17 protein-coding genes are annotated in these 19592 nt (G+C 34.7%); 10 read left to right on the top strand and 7 right to left on the bottom strand.

The window, feature by feature from the left end; genetic code table 11:
- Positions 1-246 precede the first annotated feature (246 nt).
- Positions 247-1437 (top strand): ADP-forming succinate--CoA ligase subunit beta, encoded by a 1191-nt coding sequence (sucC, locus tag EL260_RS21825; RefSeq protein WP_034694875.1) that lies wholly within the window; start codon positions 247-249, stop codon positions 1435-1437.
- Between the two features lie 226 nt (positions 1438-1663).
- Here the strand turns inward: sucC and EL260_RS21820 are convergent, their stop codons facing one another.
- Complete coding sequence (locus EL260_RS21820; RefSeq protein WP_123857603.1) at positions 1664-2548, bottom strand: mechanosensitive ion channel family protein; 885 nt, start codon at positions 2546-2548, stop codon at positions 1664-1666.
- Between the two features lie 96 nt (positions 2549-2644).
- Here EL260_RS21820 and EL260_RS21815 point away from each other — a divergent pair, with 96 nt between their 5' ends.
- The gene (locus tag EL260_RS21815) at positions 2645-3280 is read left to right on the top strand and encodes a peroxiredoxin (protein ID WP_123857602.1); all 636 of its coding nucleotides are present in this window, start codon (positions 2645-2647) and stop codon (positions 3278-3280) included.
- 97 nt (positions 3281-3377) lie between these two features.
- Here EL260_RS21815 and EL260_RS21810 read toward each other — a convergent pair whose 3' ends face one another.
- From EL260_RS21810 to EL260_RS21800, 3 genes are all read right to left on the bottom strand, one after another.
- Positions 3378-3968, bottom strand: a complete 591-nt coding sequence (locus tag EL260_RS21810; protein ID WP_123857601.1) for an outer membrane beta-barrel protein — start codon at positions 3966-3968, stop codon at positions 3378-3380.
- Positions 3969-4281: 313 nt separating this feature from the next.
- The gene (locus EL260_RS21805) at positions 4282-4797 is read right to left on the bottom strand and encodes a hypothetical protein (protein ID WP_123857600.1); all 516 of its coding nucleotides are present in this window, start codon (positions 4795-4797) and stop codon (positions 4282-4284) included.
- A 93-nt stretch (positions 4798-4890) separates the two neighbouring features.
- A complete protein-coding gene (locus EL260_RS21800; protein WP_123857599.1) occupies positions 4891-7176 on the bottom strand; it encodes a TonB-dependent siderophore receptor in 2286 nt (761 codons plus the stop codon).
- A gap of 183 nt (positions 7177-7359) precedes the next feature.
- Between EL260_RS21800 and EL260_RS21795 the strand changes: the two genes are divergently transcribed.
- Positions 7360-8415 (top strand): Gfo/Idh/MocA family oxidoreductase, encoded by a 1056-nt coding sequence (locus EL260_RS21795; RefSeq protein WP_123857598.1) that lies wholly within the window; start codon positions 7360-7362, stop codon positions 8413-8415.
- Positions 8416-8541: 126 nt separating this feature from the next.
- Here the strand turns inward: EL260_RS21795 and EL260_RS21790 are convergent, their stop codons facing one another.
- A complete protein-coding gene (locus EL260_RS21790) occupies positions 8542-10437 on the bottom strand; it encodes an ABC-F family ATP-binding cassette domain-containing protein (RefSeq protein WP_123857597.1) in 1896 nt (631 codons plus the stop codon).
- A 209-nt stretch (positions 10438-10646) separates the two neighbouring features.
- Between EL260_RS21790 and EL260_RS21785 the strand changes: the two genes are divergently transcribed.
- Both EL260_RS21785 and EL260_RS21780 read left to right on the top strand, forming a co-directional pair.
- Positions 10647-11159 (top strand): 5' nucleotidase, NT5C type, encoded by a 513-nt coding sequence (locus EL260_RS21785; protein WP_123857596.1) that lies wholly within the window; start codon positions 10647-10649, stop codon positions 11157-11159.
- 149 nt (positions 11160-11308) lie between these two features.
- Positions 11309-12970, top strand: coding sequence for an alpha/beta fold hydrolase (locus tag EL260_RS21780; RefSeq protein ID WP_123857595.1), 1662 nt, complete (start codon positions 11309-11311; stop codon positions 12968-12970).
- A 104-nt stretch (positions 12971-13074) separates the two neighbouring features.
- Here EL260_RS21780 and EL260_RS21775 read toward each other — a convergent pair whose 3' ends face one another.
- Positions 13075-13938 (bottom strand): glycoside hydrolase family 25 protein, encoded by an 864-nt coding sequence (locus EL260_RS21775; protein WP_123857594.1) that lies wholly within the window; start codon positions 13936-13938, stop codon positions 13075-13077.
- A gap of 65 nt (positions 13939-14003) precedes the next feature.
- On the opposite strand from EL260_RS21775, the gene EL260_RS21770 reads away from it, so the two are divergent.
- The 5 genes from EL260_RS21770 (at position 14004) to deoC (ending at position 18494) form a co-directional block, all read left to right on the top strand.
- Positions 14004-15266 carry an NAD(P)/FAD-dependent oxidoreductase gene (locus tag EL260_RS21770; protein WP_123857593.1) on the top strand — a complete coding sequence of 421 codons (1263 nt, stop codon included), beginning with the start codon at positions 14004-14006 and terminating at the stop codon, positions 15264-15266.
- On the top strand, positions 15263-15934 hold the full coding sequence (gene trmD, locus EL260_RS21765; RefSeq protein WP_123857592.1) for a tRNA (guanosine(37)-N1)-methyltransferase TrmD: 672 nt from the start codon (positions 15263-15265) through the stop codon (positions 15932-15934). The genes EL260_RS21770 and trmD overlap by 4 nt, the downstream gene beginning before the upstream one ends.
- A 378-nt stretch (positions 15935-16312) precedes the next feature.
- Positions 16313-17248, top strand: a complete 936-nt coding sequence (locus tag EL260_RS21760; protein WP_123857591.1) for an endonuclease/exonuclease/phosphatase family protein — start codon at positions 16313-16315, stop codon at positions 17246-17248.
- A gap of 27 nt (positions 17249-17275) precedes the next feature.
- Complete coding sequence (locus tag EL260_RS21755; protein ID WP_002976659.1) at positions 17276-17746, top strand: Lrp/AsnC ligand binding domain-containing protein; 471 nt, start codon at positions 17276-17278, stop codon at positions 17744-17746.
- Between the two features lie 4 nt (positions 17747-17750).
- Positions 17751-18494: a deoxyribose-phosphate aldolase gene (deoC, locus tag EL260_RS21750; protein ID WP_123857590.1), complete on the top strand. Its 744-nt coding sequence runs from the start codon at positions 17751-17753 to the stop codon at positions 18492-18494.
- Positions 18495-18547: 53 nt separating this feature from the next.
- Here deoC and dusB read toward each other — a convergent pair whose 3' ends face one another.
- Positions 18548-19543, bottom strand: coding sequence for a tRNA dihydrouridine synthase DusB (gene dusB, locus EL260_RS21745; RefSeq protein WP_123857589.1), 996 nt, complete (start codon positions 19541-19543; stop codon positions 18548-18550).
- Between the last annotated feature and the right edge of the window lie 49 nt (positions 19544-19592).

Genomic DNA, 19592 nt, shown 5'->3' with positions numbered 1-19592 from the left:
AGATGAAATTTGTTAATATTCTTATCTACATTAGAATGAGATTAAAATGTCATTAGAATATGATGGTTGGATTTGTTTTTTTTATGATCGTTATCATATTATTTATAGATTCACCGCTTCGAATCTGAAAAGATCAGCAGGAAACTTAAAGAATGAATTAAAAGTTCAACAAATTTCTTTTTAACCTTGTTCATTTTTAGTAAATTTGTCAACCTTTAAATATTAAAATAAAATAATAAAAATAATATGAATCTTCACGAGTATCAATCAAAAGAGATTTTATCAAAGTATGGAGTAGCTATCCAACGTGGTTTCGTTGCAAACAACGTAGACGAAGCTGTAGCAGCTGCTGAAAAATTGACTGCTGAAACTGGAGCTCAGGCTTGGGTTGTAAAAGCACAAATTCACGCAGGTGGTCGTGGTAAAGGTGGAGGTGTTAAGTTTTCTCCAAACATGGACAAGCTTAAAGAAAATGCTCAGAATATCATCGGAATGCAGTTGGTAACTCCACAAACTTCTGCTGAAGGTAAAAAAGTACACTCTGTTTTGGTTGCAGAAGATGTTTATTATCCTGGAGAATCTGAAACTAAAGAATTTTATGTTTCTATTCTTTTAGATAGAGCTGAAGGGAAAAATACAATCGTGTATTCTACTGAAGGAGGGATGGATATTGAGCACGTTGCAGAAGTAACTCCTCATTTAATTCATAACGAACTTATTGATCCAGCTATCGGTCTTCAAGGATTCCAGGCTAGAAAAATTGCTTTCAACCTAGGTCTTGAAGGAAATGCATTCAAAGAATTTGTGAAATTTATTTCTTCTCTTTACAATGCTTATACAGGTATTGATGCTTCTCTTTTCGAAATCAACCCAGTGTTGAAAACTTCTGATAACAAAATTATCGCTGTAGATGCTAAAGTAACTTTAGACGATAACTCATTGTTCCGTCACAAAGACTTAGCTGAATTAAGAGATACAAGAGAAGAAGACCCAATGGATGTTGAAGCTGGCGAAGCTGGTCTTAACTTCGTAAAACTAGACGGTAACGTTGCTTGTATGGTAAACGGTGCGGGTCTTGCAATGGCAACTATGGATATCATCAAATTATCTGGTGGTAACCCTGCTAACTTCCTTGACGTAGGAGGTACTGCTGATGCTCAGAGAGTACAGACTGCTTTTGGAATCATCTTAAGAGATCCAAACGTAAAAGCAATCTTAATCAACATCTTCGGAGGTATTGTAAGATGTGACAGAGTTGCTCAAGGTGTTGTAGACGCTTACAAAGCTATGGGTAGCCTTCCAGTTCCATTGATCGTAAGATTACAAGGAACTAACGCTGTAGAAGCTAAGAAATTGATCGATGAGTCTGGTCTTCCGGTTCATTCTGCAATTACTTTAGAAGAAGCTGCAAACAAAGTAAAAGAAGTTTTAGCGTAATCTAAAATTTTCGAAATAAATAGAACCGTTTCATTTTTGGAACGGTTTTTTTGTGCTTAAAAACTAATTTTTGTTGTAAATAATGAAGTTGCAATAAAATCATCGCGCCTTAAAAACACTTATATTTTAAAATCTTTGCATTACTAAAAAGCTACTTCAAAATCGAAGCAGCTTAGTATTAATTTATTCACAAACATCTGTGAGTTCTGTGGGAAATAAAAATGAATTATTTATCCTGGCTTTCAGGTGGATTACTTTCCCCACTTGTAATACTGATACTTGTAGGCGTTACCAGCAGGATTTTATCCATATCAAATCGCTCCTTAATATTTAAGTAGGCCTTACTTCTTACCTGTGCCAGATTGGCTCCAATTTTGATCCAGAATTTTACCTGAAGATTAAACGATCCTTGTTTCAAATCTGTAAAAATAACTTCTGCAGTATCCAACTTATCAACATTGTCAAGATTTTTTACCACATCCAGGATTCCTTTCTGGGCTTTACTAATGTCTTCATCGGCAGGAATTTCAAAATTTAAGATAATTCTGCGCTGAGGGGATGCTGTAATATTATAAAACGGAGCATTAAAAACCACTTGATTGGGGATATAGGCTTTCTTTCCATCGTCTGTAAGGATTTTAGTTGTTAAAAATCCAATCTCCTGTACAGTCCCTGAATGATTCCCTATGGTAATATAATCACCCACTTTAAAAGCCTTGTCAATACCAATAAGCATTCCTGAAAAGATACTGGAAACAAGGTCTTTTAAAGCAACCCCGGCAATAACCCCGGCTACTCCCAAACTTCCGATAAATTTCCATAGAAAGCCACTGAAGCCCATAATTTCAAGGGAAATAAATGTTCCCATCAGCATAATCAGAAATCTGAATACACTGATTAAAGTAACCAATGAGCTCTCTTTCTGACTTTTGGGAAAGAATTTGTGAAATAGTTTTACCGCAATCTGGCTCAAGTATTTACTGGTAATAAGAAAAAATGTAAATACTAAAATACCAACAATCAGTTTAGGAGTAAGCTTTGCAAACGTTACATACCAACTTTCCAATACCTTATACACCAAGTCTATGTAGGTGAGGCCGGTTTTCTCCATGAATAAAATTTTACATTAAATATATAAAATTTCAACAAAAATTTTGCCAGTATTAAAAAGTCTACTAAATTTGTAGACTAACAAACACGAAATATTATGTCAATCAAACTAGGAGATACAGCACCGGACTTTCATGCAGAATCATCTGTAGGTGATATTAGATTTTATAATTATCTGGGAGATTCCTGGGGGATTTTATTTTCACACCCGGCAGATTATACTCCGGTATGTACTACAGAGCTGGGGTTTACTTCTAAATTGCAATCTGAATTTGCTCAAAGAAATACAAAAGTGATTGCATTAAGTGTGGATGGGGTAGAAGATCATCAGAATTGGGTAAAAGACATTAATGAAACTCAGCATACTGATGTACAGTTTCCGATCATAGCAGACAAAGAAAAAAAAGTTTCTGAGCTTTACGATTTTATCCATCCGAATGCTTCAGCTACGGCAACGGTGCGCTCCTTATTGATTATTGATCCTGCTAAGAAAGTGAGGCTTATTATTACTTATCCTGCCTCTACAGGAAGAAATTTTAATGAAATCCTGAGGGTATTGGATTCTTTACAGTTGGTAGACCGTTATCAGGTAGCTACTCCGGTAAATTGGGAAAACGGAGATGATGTTATTGTTCCACCCACAGTTTCTACAGAAGATGCCATCAAAAAATTCCCAAAAGGGGTGACTGAGATAAAGCCGTATTTAAGATATACGCCCCAACCTAATACATGATTTATTTGATTTTTTATAGTTTAGTTTTAATTTGTACGAAAAGCGCCCCGAAATTCTATTTCGGGGCGCTTTCAATTTTTTATAAGTATTTCAGTAATTACTTAACGTCGTTGATGATTTGTTTTCCTTTAGAAGTAGGAAGATAAATCTGGAATCCTAAACCAAAAGTAATTTTGTTAGTATATCCACCGTTTCCGAATCCAGCATTCGCATCATATTTAACTAAACCTTCTAAACCAATATTTGGTGTAATGAAGTAAGAATAACCAGGACCGAATCCAAAATTAAGACCGTTAGAAGAAGAACCTCCTTTAGAGATTGATGTTCCTCCAACACCTAAATTACCTTCCAAGAACCATCTTCCGTGGTGTAATAGGTTGTTAACTCCCTGCTCTCCCGGGTTAAGATAGTAACGTCCTAATGCTCCTACATTATAAGTGAATGTAGTTGGCGCATCTTTAGCTCCTTTGAAGCCTAAATCCACATATCCTCCCAATGCAATGTTATCTTCAATAAAGTAAGCTCCTTTAGGCTGGATGTTGAAATCATAACCACCTCCTTTGTTTAATCCAAAGTTGGCGCCTGCAAGGTTACCCCCTACCATCCAATTACCTTTCTGAATCTGAGCGTTTGCAGTTGCTGTTAAACCTGCTACAGCTAATATCCCTGTTAAAATAAGTTTTTTCATAATTTATTATTTTAATAATTAAATGTTTATTATTCACGAATTATAGAAAAAACAATAAATGTGCCAGAGTCTTAATTTTAGACAATTTTTCTAAATTAATGTTAATAATATCAATAAGATAGGATATGTGTATATAACTTTATTATTGAATATTTCATAATTAAATAATATAAAAGTTTAAGGGATGGAGGAAAAATTGCTAAAGTCTCAAAGAATTATTATTTCTGTTTTTATTACTCAGACAGAAAAAGTAGGGATGTTATTAATAATTTTATAAAATCTGCAGTTTTTTATTTTCATCTTTCTCTATTAATTAAATAAGTAAAAGAAGAATGGAGATAACAAGTCCTGCAATTGTAAACTTGATCCCACGTTTGAAAGCTTTTGTCTTCGGATTAAACATCCAGAAACTTGAGATCACAAAGAAGAAAAGGGCAACTCCGAAAAATACACTGAGTGGAGCTATGGCATCTTTAGATTGTGATTTGTGAAGAGAAACCATTTTATCCAACACAAAAGGCAGTTCCATTTTAGAATACTTAGCGATTCCTGTAGAAGAATCATAGGTTCCCTTTTTAAAATGAAGAACGGTACCTTCAGTCTTTTCTACTTCAAGGCCTTTCATCTTTAATTCCTTTTTCAGTTCTTTTTCAGATAGATTAGCAGATAAAGTCTTTTCATACTTTTTTTCGCTCTTTAGAAAATCTGTGTCTCTGTAGACCAGAATAATTCCACTTACAGCATACACAGCCATAATACCAGCCAGGAAATATCCCAGATAGCGGTGTGTAATTCTCATGAAACTTCTGGTGTCTTTAATCTTATCCATATCGTTTTTTTTGTTTTGTTTTTAAATTTCAAAAGTGGAAACTGCAAAAATGCAGCTTCCACTTTTAATAAAGAAGCAATTATATAGTTAATTCTACAGTTTGTATGTCAATGTAAAATAATAATTTCTTGGAGTAATCGGATTTACTGAATAATTCTCGTGAACATTATAGTTTACAACATCAAATAGGTTACCCACTCTTCCTTGGATTGAGAATTTTTGCCATTCATAACCAACTGATACAGAAACAGTAGTATAGTCCTTTAGATCAAACATTCTACTTACATTGTTTCTACTTGTATTTGTTGATTTTGAATCATTCCATCCAGCGATTCTGTCTCCGATATAATAGATTCCAGCTCCAACTTTTAACCCTTTTACATAGTTTGTGAATTTATAGAAAATGGAAGCATTCGCTGTTGTAGCAGGGGTTCGTACTAATCTTTGCTTTTCAACATATCCTTTTTCAGGAGTGTCAAGGTATACGGAATTGTTATAAGAAAAACCTCCGATGATAGATAAGTTTTCAGTAGGGTTTCCTGTAATATCTAATTCCACACCACGGCTTCTCATATTTCCTGCAAATTCTTTAAGATTGGTATCTGTTGAATTTACTGGTGCTCCATTTGTAGCAGAAGCGAACCAATATGTTTGATAATAATTATTGTACATAATCTGGTAAGCCGTCAAATTAACCGCTAAAGCATTATTCCAGAAATTCTTTTTAACACCAATTTCGTATTGATCAACGGTTGATGGTTTTATGCTTTGTCTTGATAAAGTAGTTAATTGATTTTGAACATCTTTATCAGGTTTATTGGTATTTACTGTACCAAATTGATCTGAAGTATATCCTGCATTGGAAGCAAAAGAATTCGTATAGGTTGCAAATACTGAAAGGTTTTCATTTGGAGCATAAACCAATCCTACTTTTGGAGAAAATGCATTGTCAGACGTTGAAGAATTGGCTACTTCAAATTTCTCGTTTGATCCAAAACGAGTAGTTAACGTTGGCATATTTTCTATATAAGACCATCTTAATCCGGCAATTACTTTTAGTTGCTTTGTTAAGCTGATAAAATCTTGTGCATAGATACCGATTCTTCTTGTATTGATTCTGGTTTTTGTACTAAGAGTAGAATTTGGCATACTCACATTTCCCCATGTTGAAGGATCGTCCAGATATAAAAGATTTGTTGGACCTGTAATATTATAAGCATAAGCATCTGCCTGGCTATAATCTGCATCTGCACCAATTAATACTTTATGGTTGATTTTTCCTGTATTGAATTCTCCATTGATGTTTACCTGGGCAGAAGTATAATTTTGTTCGTTGTAAGTCTTACCAAAAGGTCTTTTCCAGGATAATCTGTTGGGATCTACGTTTTTATCTTTCGTGTCATAGATCCATTGTACTCTTTCAGAAGAAAAATAATCTTTAGTGTAATTTTGGTAAGAAGCTGTAGCGTTTAAAGACCATCTTTCATTAAGCTGATGATTAAAAGTTACATTCGTAGAAGCTTGCTGTACATTTTGATACTGCCAGTCAGTTCCGAAGAAAACGTTTCTGGAAATACCGTCATTCAATCTATAACTTTGATCTTTTTCAGTAATAGATCCAAGCCCGAAATCCGGGGTGAAATTATTTTTAAGATAATCTGCCTCAACGATTAATTGGGATTTTTCACTTAAATTAAATAAAAATGAAGGATTGAAATAATATTTTTCAGATTGTACAATATCTCTGAAACTTTCAGCATACTCGTAAGTTCCGTTTACTCTGAAAGCAATATTTTTAGATAAAGGTCCGTAAACATCAACTGTTGGTTTATAAGAATTCCAGCTTCCTGCATTCATTCCTATGTTTCCTCCAAAATTGAATTTAGGCTTTTTAGTAATCATGTTGATAATACCTCCGGCAGCCGTATTTCCATAAAGCATAGCATTGGCTCCCTTTAGAACTTCTACTCTTTCCAGACCGCTTACTTCAGGGAAAACTCCGCTATTTATTCTTGACCCATTTTTGAAAATATTATCATTTCCTAAAATAAAACCACGTCCGCCAAAGCTGTCTTGAGAATTTCCTCTGGATGAAGTGATATACATCCCGTTTACATTCTGAAGAACATCACTCAATTGTTTTGCCTGCTGCTGTTCAATGATTTCGTGAGTCACGATTGCAATCGGCTGAGGGGTCTCCATTATCGTCAGGTTAGACTTTGTAGAAAGTGGCCTTGCCTGGTTTGGATTTCCTGTTTTATGAAGATTAATATCTTCGATTGTTTGAGTTCTGATGGTGTCTGCTTCAACGTTTTTAAGCTGTGAACTTGCTGAAATAGCGATAAATAGAAGACCTAAAGAAAGTAGTTGTCTTTTCATTTTATTTTTATGTAGAACAGTTTTAAATAAGGCGCAAATGTAAGTATTTGTTTAGAATGAATAAAAATTAATTTGTGATTTTCGTCATGTCTTTTAAAGGTGAAATATATGGATTGTTTCTATGCTTATTGTGGACTCATAATCCGAAGTTTTTTATGAATATATTTGTTAAAAAATTAAAATATGCAACTGGTAAAAGCTGGGCTTTGTGCCTTTGGAATGAGTGGGAAAGTATTTCACGCTCCTTTTTTAAAAGAACATCCGGGATTCTTCATTTCTGCTGTAGTAGAACGAAGCAAGGAAGAATCCAAAGAAAAGTATCCTGAAGCTACTATCTATAAGTCGGTGGAAGAAATGCTTCAAGATGCAGAGATCGAATTGGTAATTATTAATACTCCGGTTCAGACACATTATGAATATGCTAAAAAAGCTTTGGAAGCTGGAAAAAACATTGTTGTTGAAAAACCATTTACAGTAGATGTAGCAGAAGCAGAAGAGCTGGCAAAGCTGGCAGAAGAGAAAGGACTATTTTTAAGTGTATACCAAAACAGAAGATTTGATCGTGACTTCCAGCAGGTACAAAAAGTTTTAAATGAAGGAAAATTAGGAAACATTAAAGAAGCAGAGATCCGTTTTGACAGATTCCGTACTACACCTAGTGGAAAGCAGCATAAGGAAAATCCGGACCAGGTAGGTTCAGGTTCATTGCATGATCTCGGATCACATCTTGTAGATCAGGCAGTACAGTATTTCGGGTATCCTGAAAAACTTTTTGCTGATGTATTTTCTATGAAAGGGCCAGAGTTTGCAAACGATTATTTTGAAATTCTGTTATTCTATAAAAATGATCTGAGAGTACGGCTAAAATCTTCGGTTTTCACTAAAGAAGATCATTATGCTTATAAAATACATGGCGACAGAGGAAGTTTTCTGCAGGAAAGAACCGATAATCAAGAAACCGAATTGGTTGCAGGAGCCATTCCTGTCTATGGAAAAGAATGGATGCAGCCTCTGAAAGAAACAGACGGGATTGTAAACTATCTGAATGAAAACTCTGAAACAGAACGAATATTGACTTCAAGCGAAGCAGGAAATTATATGGATTATTACCAGCAAATCTATGAACATATTGTTTTCGGATATCCATTACCTTCACCCGGAAAAGAAGTAATTCAGAATATGAATATCATAGAGGCATCATTGAGAAGTGCACAAGAAGGAAAGGTAATTATGTTATAAACTATAGATGAGTGATGAATGAATTCAAAGCGTTTGAGAATAAAAGAATAGATAAGTACTCGTTCTGACTACTATTAATTTTGAACTTTAAATCTTAAATTTTGAACTCATTCATCCCTTATATTTTTACATGACTTCCTGAAGCTCAAGCCATCTCATTTCATGGTTTTCCAGTTTTTCAGAAATGGCTTCCAGTTCAGAAGAAAGTTTGGCAATCTTTTCATAATCAGTTTCGTTATTGAGTTGATCTAAAATTTTTGCACGCTGTTCTTCAAGTTCAGGCATTTCTTTTTCAATGGTTTCCAATTCTCTTTGTTCTTTAAAAGTTAATTTCCTTTTCGGAGTATTGGAGGATGACGTTTTTTCTATAGCTTCAACTGTTTCTTTTACCGGCTCAGGTTTTACAGCAGTATTTTTTTCTAAAGCTTCTTCACGGCTTCTCGCTTCACGGTATTCTGAGAAATTTCCTACAAAATCCCTGATTTTCCCATCTCCTTCAAAAGCAAGAACGTGATCTACGATTCTATCCATGAAATATCTGTCATGGGAAACGATGATTAAAGATCCCTGAAATTGTTGCAGGAAGTTTTCAAGAACGGTTAATGTAGGAAGATCCAGGTCATTCGTAGGTTCATCAAAAATCAAAAAGTTAGGATTCTGATATAAAATATACATCAGGTGAAGTCTTCTCTTTTCACCTCCTGATAATTTTGAAATAGGAGAGTATTGTGTTTGATCGTCAAATAAAAATAGCCTCAGGAACTGAGATGCAGAAAGACTTTTTCCATTGGCTAAAGGATAGAATTCAGCAATTTCCTTAATGAAGTCAATCACACGTTCATCCTCTTTGTAAGTAAGACCTTTCTGGGCAAAATATCCAAAAGAAATAGTTTCTCCCGTTTCAATTTCTCCTTTGTCAGCTTTTTCCAATCCCTGGATAATATTCAATAGTGTAGATTTTCCAGCTCCGTTTTTTCCAATGATCCCTACTTTCTCACCCCGTTGGAATTGGTAGTTGAAATCTTTTAATAGAACTTTATTTCCAAAGCTTTTATCAATATGCTTCAGTTCAAGAATTTTATTTCCTAAACGCTTCATTTCAAAATCCAGCTCCAAACCTTGTTTTCTGGTATCGGTTTTGGCAACTTTTTCGGTTTCGTAGAAAGAATCAATTCTGCTTTTAGATTTTGTAGTTCTTGCTTTAGGTTGTCTTCGCATCCATTCCAATTCCTTTCTGTAAAGATTATTGGCTTTATCAATGGTAGCGTTAAGATTATCCTCACGAATCATTTTATTTTCAAGATACGTTGCATATGAACCATTATGGAAATAAAGATTTTTGTCTTCCATTTCCCAGATAATATCACAAACGCTGTCCAGGAAATACCGGTCGTGAGTAACAAGCAACAACGTAATTTTTGCTTTGTTCAGATAATTTTCCAGCCATTCCACCATATCTACATCCAGGTGGTTGGTAGGTTCATCCATAATCAGGAGTGTATGTTTGTGTTCAGCCCTGGTTTCTGTCAATAGCTTAGCCAATGCAACACGTTTAATTTGTCCTCCGGAAAGAGTCCCCATTTTAGCATCAAGATCAGTGATCTTAAGCTGGGAAAGGATTTGCTTCATCTCGTTTTCAAGATCCCAGGCTTTATGGGCTTCCATATCACCCAGTGCCTTTTCAATAAAGTCATGATCTGTAGAATGTAGAGATTTGTGATAATTTTTCAAGGCAAGAATAGGCTCTGAGTCTAATGCCATCATGAATTCTTCAATGCTTAGATTGGAATCAAAATCAATTTCCTGGTCGAATAAAACAACCTGGATATCTTTATTAATAATCGCAGTACCACTGTCTGCAATTTCTTTACCCATTAAAATTTTCAGAAGGGTAGATTTTCCACTTCCATTTTTGGCAACAATGGCAATTTTGTCTCCTTCATTGATGTGAAAGGAAATGTTTTCAAACAAAACTTTGATGCCGTAAGATTTGGTAAGATTTTCTGCAGAAACGTAATTCATTGGGAATTAATAGTTTGATTTTAATTTTGAACTGAGCCGCAAAAATACGAAAATGTAATCATAAAACTTTCTGCAAGCCTCTTTATAAAAATGAATATTTATAATTTATTAATAAACTGTGTCCGTTGTCTCAGAAAATGATTTGGTAAATTTGATGAGAGTTGATACAATTTAAACTTTAAACCAATTATAAAAATAATTAAAGTCAAATGAAAAAAGTGATTGTTGACATGGATGGGGTGATGGCAGATGTATATCATCAGCTGATTCAATTTGAAAAAAGAGATACAGGGAGAGAAGTTGAACTTAATGGAATAGCAGGAAAACCTGAACTGGAAGCTTTTCCTAATGGAAAGCAACATGTAAATGAAGTAGGGTTTTTCAGAACATTGCCTGTAATGAAAGGAAGTAGGGAAGCAGTAGAATACCTGAATAACAAATATGAATTGTACATTGTTTCTGCAGGAATGGAATTTCCCAATAGCCTAAGAGAAAAATATGACTGGCTGGCTGAGCATTTTCCGTTCATTACATGGGAGCAGATTGTTCTGTGTGGCAGCAAAAAAGTAGTATCGGGAGATGTAATGATTGATGATTATCCAAAGAATTTAGATCACTTTTCAGGACAGCGACTGATCTTTACCCAACCTCATAATGAACTGATCGAAAATGAAACCTATAAAAGGGTGAATTCATGGGAAGAAATTATGGAGATTTTGTAAGGAGAAAGTAACAATTAGAAGTTTTTTAGAATTAATGCGCTAAAACATAAAATAATTAGAATAAATTTAACTAAAAGCGTATTAAATTTAATAATGCCTTATGAATATCGATGGTTGTAAAATAGATAAGTTTGCATCAAACTTTTAACATGAAAAAACTTAGCGTTTTATCCTTTATTCTAGCGGTTTCAGCCTTCAACGCACAGGTGATTTCCGGAACCATTATATCCAAAAATGAAAACCAGCCTGTTCCTTATGTGAAAATCGGGGTTGAAAAAAAGACTACTGGAACCATTTCAGATGGAAGAGGAAATTTTTCAATAGATCTTACGGGATTAGATCCGCAGCAAAAGGTGAAAATAGAAGTGCCGGGGTATGAGCTGTATGAGGAATCCGTGCAGAATTTTAAAACACATGATCTCCAGAAAATATTTCTAAATGAGAAAACCAAAACGATCAAAGAGATCGCCATTAAGCCTAAAAAACTAGTAGACAAAAACTGGGGGGTCACTACGAAAACCAAAAATGTTTTATATTTTGTTAATCCAGCGGGGAATAAAGCGGGCTTCCTGGGAGAAACTGCTTTGCAATTTAATACAAAGAAAAGATCTAAGATCAAGAATATTAATCTGAATATTGCTAAATATTCTTCCACAGAACCTGTTTTGATGCGTTATAGTATTTATAGTGAAAAAGATGGTTTCCCGGATAAAAATATTTTGGACGAAGAAATAACAGTGCAGCTTACTGAGGATATGATTAAAGACGGAACGTATACACTCGATGTGAATGACCATAATATTTGGGTGAAAGGCAAGTTCTTTGTAGGGATTAATTTTTTAAAAGAATTTAGCGGATACATTAAAATAAGTGCTGCATTGTTTAAGACAGGGTTCATCAGGGAGTTTTATGGAGATTGGAAAAAAATGACAATTGCTGCACCCGCCATTAATATTGATGTAAAAATGGATAAAAACGGAAAAGATACTAAAGATGATGATGGTGGTTATGCAGATGATGATGACGTCTCTCAGAGTTGGATGATTGATAATTCAAAAAATATAGAGGAAGCCAATCAGTCTATCTATGGTAAAAATGATCCTGCTGGAAAATACCTGAAACTGAAAGATACCGATCTTTATTATGAAGTGTATGGAGAAGGTGAACCTTTAGTATTGCTTCACGGAAACTCAGGGAGTATCAAAGATTTTTATCAGCAAATTCCTGTTCTGTCTAAACAATATAAAGTGATTGGAGTAGATACAAGAGGGCAGGGAAAAAGTAAAGATACCTCCAAAAGAGATTTTACCTATAAAGTGTTTGCCGATGATGTAAAAGCGTTGGCAGATGAGCTAAAACTAGATAAGATAAATATAGTTGGCTGGAGTGATGGTGGAAATACAGGACTTGAATTTGCCTTGAAATATCCAGAACGTCTTAATAAACTTGTAACCATCGGAGCTAATGCTTTTCCTGAAGGAGTGGAAGATAAACTTATCGAACGATTTACCAATCAGATGAAACAGTTGAATGAGATGGTACCTGAAGAAGCATTTGGAGAACGCAGGCTTTTAAAGATCATGCTTACGCAGCCTAATATCGGTAAAAATGATTTAAATAAAATAAAAAGCCCGGTATTGGTTATTGCCGGAGACAGAGATGTAATTAAACCAGAACATACTGTATTCATTTCTAAACAGATTCCTAATGCTGAGATGAAAATCTATAAAGAGACTACCCATATGGTTCCTTATGAAAAGCCGGATCAGCTTAATGCAGACATTCTGAGTTTTCTTGGGAAAAATAAATAGGAGGGAAGCGGGATGAGAGAGGCTGGAAGTTAATATAATGATACTTAATGTTATTTTTCAGAGGTCAAAAACTTCTATCTTCCTGCATCCATCTTCCTTACTCATCAATCCAATGTCAGTCTTTTCAGTGACCATGAATTACCATTGTAAATATCAAGATCTACCTTCGTATTAATTCCGTGGACAATTCCGTTTTCTGTAAATTGCCAGAAATCCCACTGATCATCAGGAGATGGAGTAGGAACATCATTGTAATTGGCTAGCCATAAGGGGTAATCTTTAAATTCGCCCTTCAGAAAATCTTTATAATAATGGTAGTAAGTGTAAATGATAGGCTTCTCACCATAGGTTTCTTCTATAATTTTACACCATACTTTCAGATCTTCCACTAATTTTTTATTCGTTTTCCGTTTCGGAATTTTTTCAATATCCAGAATAGGAGGAAGATCTCCACTTTCCAGTTTTACATTCGCTAAAAAATTATTCGCCTGAATCACCGGGTCTTCATCAGCCCTGTAAAAATGATAAGCACCCCGGATCAGGTTATGCTTTTTAGCCATTTCCCAAAACTCATCAAAATGTTTATCCGCACTTTTATTTCCCATAGTAGCACGCATTACCACAAATTCCAGAGGAATGGTTTTGTTACCGATGCTGAGGCTGTCCCATTTGATGTCTTCTTTGTTTTGATAATGGGAAACATCAAAACCGTAAGTTTTATCAAGATTATTGGCTAATATTCTTTGGATTCTTGAGCTTTCTCTTTCGCTGTTGTGAAGTTTTTTATGGATAAACTTATTAAAGTACAAGGCATAATAGTAGCTTACGGATTGCTTAAGGTAAAACCCGGTACCAATTAAAGCTATAATTAAGATGGCTAATATCACCCTTCGACGGAAAAAATAGCTGTTCCGTCTGTTCTTATGAATCTGTTTGGCAGTTTTTTTGGTGTACTTCTTTGGTGTCATAAAGTTTTGCAAAACTAACTTTTTTCACTGCTAAATGCTAAATAAAATCAGTAAATTTGTGTATTATGGAAACACGCGAAAAAATCATCATTATAGGAGGAGGATTTGCGGGGCTGCAGCTTGCAAAAACATTGAATAACAAGAACAAAAAGGTTATAGTTCTGGATCGGATGAACCATCATATGTTTCAGCCGCTTTTTTATCAGGTAGCCTCAGGAAGGATAGAACCTTCCAACATCTCTTTCCCTTTCAGAAAGATTTTTCAGCAATCCAGAAACACTCAGTTCCGGATGACGGATGTGAAGGAAATTGATACTGCCAACAATAAGGTCATTACAGATGAGGCAGAATTTACTTATGATAAACTTATCATTGCAACGGGATGTAAAACTAATTTTTTCGGTAATAAAGAACTTGAAGGAAAAGCTTTCGGAATGAAGAATACTCAGGAAGCAATCAGTATCAGGAATCACGTTCTGATGACCTTTGAAAAACTGATCATTGAAAAAAGTCGAAGCGATGATGGAAACTGGAATATCGTTATTGTAGGAAGCGGACCAACCGGTGTAGAGCTGGCAGGTGCTTTTGCGGAAATGAAAAAAGATATTCTTCCAAGAGATTACCCTTATATGAATTTCGATCATCTGAAGATCATTCTTGTAAGTTCTACAGAAAAACCACTTGCTGTAATGAGTAGTGAAGCGCAGGAGAAATCTGAAAAATATCTTAAAGACCTGGGAGTAACCTTTATGAGTGGAGAAGTGGTTACAGATTATGATGGGGATAAAGTACATTTGAAAAGTGGAAAAGAAATACCATCCAATAATGTAATCTGGGCTGCAGGAGTTACAGGAAATGTAATTGACGGTTTCCCTGAAGAAAACTTAGTAAGAAACAGATATATCGTTGACCGATACAACAAAATAAAAGGGTATGATAATGTGTATGCAATTGGTGATATTGCCTATATGGAAACTCCTAAATATCCACAGGGACATCCGCAGGTAGCCAACGTAGCTATTAATCAGGCCAAAAATTTAGGGAAAAACCTATTGAAGAAAAATGCAGAGGAATGGAAAGAATATGAATACGATGACAAAGGTTCTTTGGCAACCATAGGGAAGCATAGAGCTGTTGTTGACCTTCCTTTCATCAAATTTCAGGGATTTTTAGCGTGGTATTTCTGGATGTTTCTCCATTTAATGCTAATTTTGAGCGTTCGAAATAAGCTGGCCATATTTTTCAACTGGATGTGGAGCTACATCAACAAGGATTCTTCCTTAAGATTAATTATTATACCTACAAAGAAAAACGGAACATTACAATGAGAATTGATATCATAAGCGTACTTCCAGAATTGATGGAAAGTCCATTTAAAACCTCTATTTTAAAAAGAGCAATGGATAAAGGATTGGCAGAAGTACATTTTCATCATCTGAGAGACTGGGCAATCAATAAGCACAAACAAATTGATGATGAGCCTTACGGAGGTGGAGCAGGAATGGTCATGTTGGTAGAGCCGTTGGATAAATGTATCTCAGAACTTAAGTCTCAAAGAGAATATGATGAGGTAATTTATCTTACACCGGATGGAGTAACTCTAAACCAAAAAATAGCCAATTCTCTTTCTATAAAAGATAACCTGATCTTTCTTTGCGGACACTATAAAGGGATAGACCAAAGAGTGAGAGATCTACATGTTACCAAAGAAATATCGATTGGTGATTATGTCCTTACAGGAGGTGAACTTGCGGCATGTGTACTGGCTGATTCTATTATAAGATTACTGCCTGGAGTTTTAAATGATGAACAAAGTGCTTTAACAGATAGTTTTCAGGATGATCTTCTGTCACCACCAATCTACACTCGACCAGAAAGCTATAAAGGACTGGATGTTCCTAAGATTTTGTTAAGCGGGAATTTTAAAAAAATTGAAGAATGGCGTCATGATGAAGCAGTAAGGATTACCAAAGAAAAACGTCCTGATCTTCTTTAATATAGTGGTACAGGTCATTTAAACCCTGTTTTTTTTCATTTATTCTATTTTTCTATAGATTAAATGGAATAATATTTGTTATTATTGTAGAGGAAAAGAAAAATATTATCAACTTTAGTTTTTTGATTGAATTTTTGTTTTCATTATTTTAAATTTTATTTATTATTTTAATTCCGATATATTGAATGGAATAGTGGATTAATTGAAAATTTAATTCACTGTAAATAGTTTTATTGATTTTTTTTATTATATTTGAAATATTTCTTATAATAAATTGATTTACCAATGTTGTGGGTAGATCAATATAATTTGAAAAAAATAATAAATTTACGTTTAGAAAAAAAGAACATATTAATTAAAGTATAGAAATTCGTGTTGATGGAACTGTTCTCTTTTTATAATGTTGAAAATTTATTCTTACCAGATCCGAAACCTGTTCATAAATTAGATCCTACCATGTCAGGTTTAAGAAACTGGGATGAGAGAAGATATAAAAATAAACTTTTTAAAATCTCTCATGTATTTCAATTGATGAAGGAGGAAAATGGAGTACTGCCATTTATCATAGGATTATCAGAAGTTTCCGGAAGGAAAGTTTTAGAAGATCTTGTAGAAATGGAACCCTTTAATTCTGAATATGGAATTGTACACTACAATTCTATGGATGAAAGAAAAGTGGATGTGGCCATGTTATACAATAAAAATAAAGTAGAGGTTATAGATTCTGAAACCATTACTTTCTTTTTTGAAATAACTTATAAAAACACTGGAAATTACGACACAACCAGAGATGTACTTTTTTCAAAAATTAAATATAAAGGGGAAATTATTAATGTCTTTATCGCCCATCTTCCCTCTAAGCGCGAAAAAGATGTCAATAAGCCAAAAAGAGCTTTTATATTAAATGAGGTCCGGCAGCGGATTTTGAAAATTATTGATACTGATAAGGAACATGTCATATTGTGTGGTGATTTTAACGAAAACCCGGATGATGAAAATTTAGTGCAAATTCTCTATAACAATGAGCATGAGAAGGTTTTGATGAATCCTTTTCAGGAATTGTTTTCTACAAGAAATTATTCTACTTTTCATTATAAGTCTGGATTGTTGTACGATCAGATTATGATGTCGAGATCACTTCTCGACAATAAAACGCTGGCTTTTCAGGAAGCTCATGTGTTCAATTCTGAGAAAATTAGCAGCAGAACCAGAAATTTTGAAGGACGACCTTTCCGAACTTATGCCGGTACCCGGTATTTAGGCGGATACAGCGATCACTTCCCGGTTTTTGTAAAGTTTAAAAGCTTATCATAAAAAACATAAATAATAAAAAAGTAGAAAATGAAAAATTCGAGCAACACAAGTTATCATTTAGATTCCATCGACAAGGAAATTATTTACATGTTGATGGACAATGCTAAAACTTCTTTAGCGCACATTTCAAAGAACGTTGGGATCTCTACAACAGCGGTACATCAAAGAATTAAAAAGCTGGAACATGCAGGAGTTATTGAAAATTCAATTTCATTCCTTAATCCTAAAAAAATCGGATACAAGGTGATTTCTTATATCGGAGTGTTTTTGGATCAGCCAAGTCATTATCCTGAAGTGGTAAAATCTTTGCACGATATCAACGAAGTAGTAGAAGCTCACTATACAACCGGAAATTATACAATATTTCTGAAAGTTCTTTGTAAAGATAATGACCATTTGATGCAAATCCTTAGCAAACTCCAAAAATTAAAAGGAGTAACAAGAACAGAAACTTTTATATCTTTGGAACAAGGTATTTACAGACAATTGAAAGTATAACGATATGAACATAGCCCAATATTTGGATTCAACTTACTTGAAGACCCCGGAACAATCAGGTATTTCACATGAAGGAACCCTTCAGATTGATCAACAACTTGCTCAGGAAGCCATTGATAATGGTATTTTTGCAGTAATGATTCGTCCGGATTATGTAGCAGAGATTAAAAAATATATTCAGGAGAGAAATTCAAATGTTGCAGTAGGAACTGTAATAGGATTCCATGAAGGAACCTATTCGGTAGAAGAAAAGCTTGCAGAAGGGTTAAAAGCTATTGAAGATGGAGCTGATGAATTGGATTTTGTCATTAATTACGATGCCTATCTTCAGGGAAATATAGAGTTGGTAAAAGAAGAATTTGTGAAATGTACAAAGCTGGCTTTAGAACACCATAAAATTGTAAAATGGATCATTGAAATTGCCGCTTTAACTGATTTACAAATTGCAGATCTTACCAAAAATATTTCGAACTGGGCAGAAGAGAATTTCTTAGCTAGCGATTTACCTCATATTTTTGTTAAATCATCAACTGGGTTTTATCAAACTACAGATGGAAAGCCAAATGGAGCAACATTTGAAGGAATAAAAATTATGTTGGATAACGCTGGGAAACTTCCTGTAAAAGCAGCGGGTGGAGTAAGAACTCCTGAAGATGCTGAAAAAATGATTACTATGGGAGTGAAAAGAATTGGAACTTCATCAGCATTAGCATTAATTAAAAATGAAACTTCATCAGGCGGATACTAAGATGATATTCAATAACAATAAAAAACCATCAATTTAATTGATGGTTTTTATTTTTATACCTGAGCCTGATATTCTTCGTAGAATTGTTGGGTCTCTTTAATTAGAGCATTCATTTCTTCTAAGGTGAAAACTTCAAGGAATTTTTTTCTGAAGTCCTTAAAGTGAGGAATACCTCTGAAATAGTTACTATAATGTTGTCTCATTTCCACCAGTCCTAATCTTTCCCCCTTCCATTCTGCACTCCATTCAGCATGCTGGCGAACTGCTAATAATCGGTCTGAAATAGTAGGAGCAGGCAAACGCTCACCTGTTTTAAAGAAATGCTTGATCTCATTAAATATCCAAGGATATCCAATGGCTGCACGTCCGATCATGATTCCGTCGCAGGCATACTTCTGTTTGTATTCCAGCGCTTTTTCCGGGGAATCTATATCACCATTTCCAAAAATTGGAATTTCAATATTAGGATTTTGTTTGATTCTTGAAATATGTTCCCAATCTGCTTCCCCTTTGTACATTTGAGCACGGGTTCTTGCATGTATTGTAAGAGCTTTTATTCCTGTTTCCTGTAGACGTTCTGCTACTTCATCAATATTGATGCATGTGCTGTCCCATCCCAGACGGGTTTTAACCGTTACAGGAAGATGAGTGGAACTCACTACAGCTTTGGTAAGGCGAACCATAAGGTCAATATCTTTCAAAACTCCAGCTCCGGCACCTTTGCAAACTACTTTTTTTACCGGGCAACCAAAATTAATGTCTACCAAATCCGGATTCACTGTTTCAACAATTCTCGCAGACATGGCCATTGCTTCCTCGTCACCACCGAATATTTGTATCCCTACTGGTCTTTCATAATCGAAAATATCCAGTTTTTTACGGCTCTTGATCGCATCACGAATTAATCCTTCGGAAGAAATAAATTCCGAATACATTAAATCCGCACCGTGCATTTTACACAAACGTCTGAACGGAGGATCACTTACGTCTTCCATCGGAGCCAGTAAAAGTGGAAATTCCGGCAGTTCTATGTTGCCTATTTTTATCATGATGCAAATTTACGAAATTCTAAAAAAATGATTTTTATCTATTTAGAAT

Origin of the sequence: Chryseobacterium nakagawai (assembly GCF_900637665.1) — a bacterium.
GTDB classification, from domain to species: Bacteria; Bacteroidota; Bacteroidia; order Flavobacteriales; family Weeksellaceae; genus Chryseobacterium; species Chryseobacterium nakagawai.
Note: the sequence above shows the minus strand (reverse complement) of the source record. Positions and strands in the feature narration are given on the sequence as shown.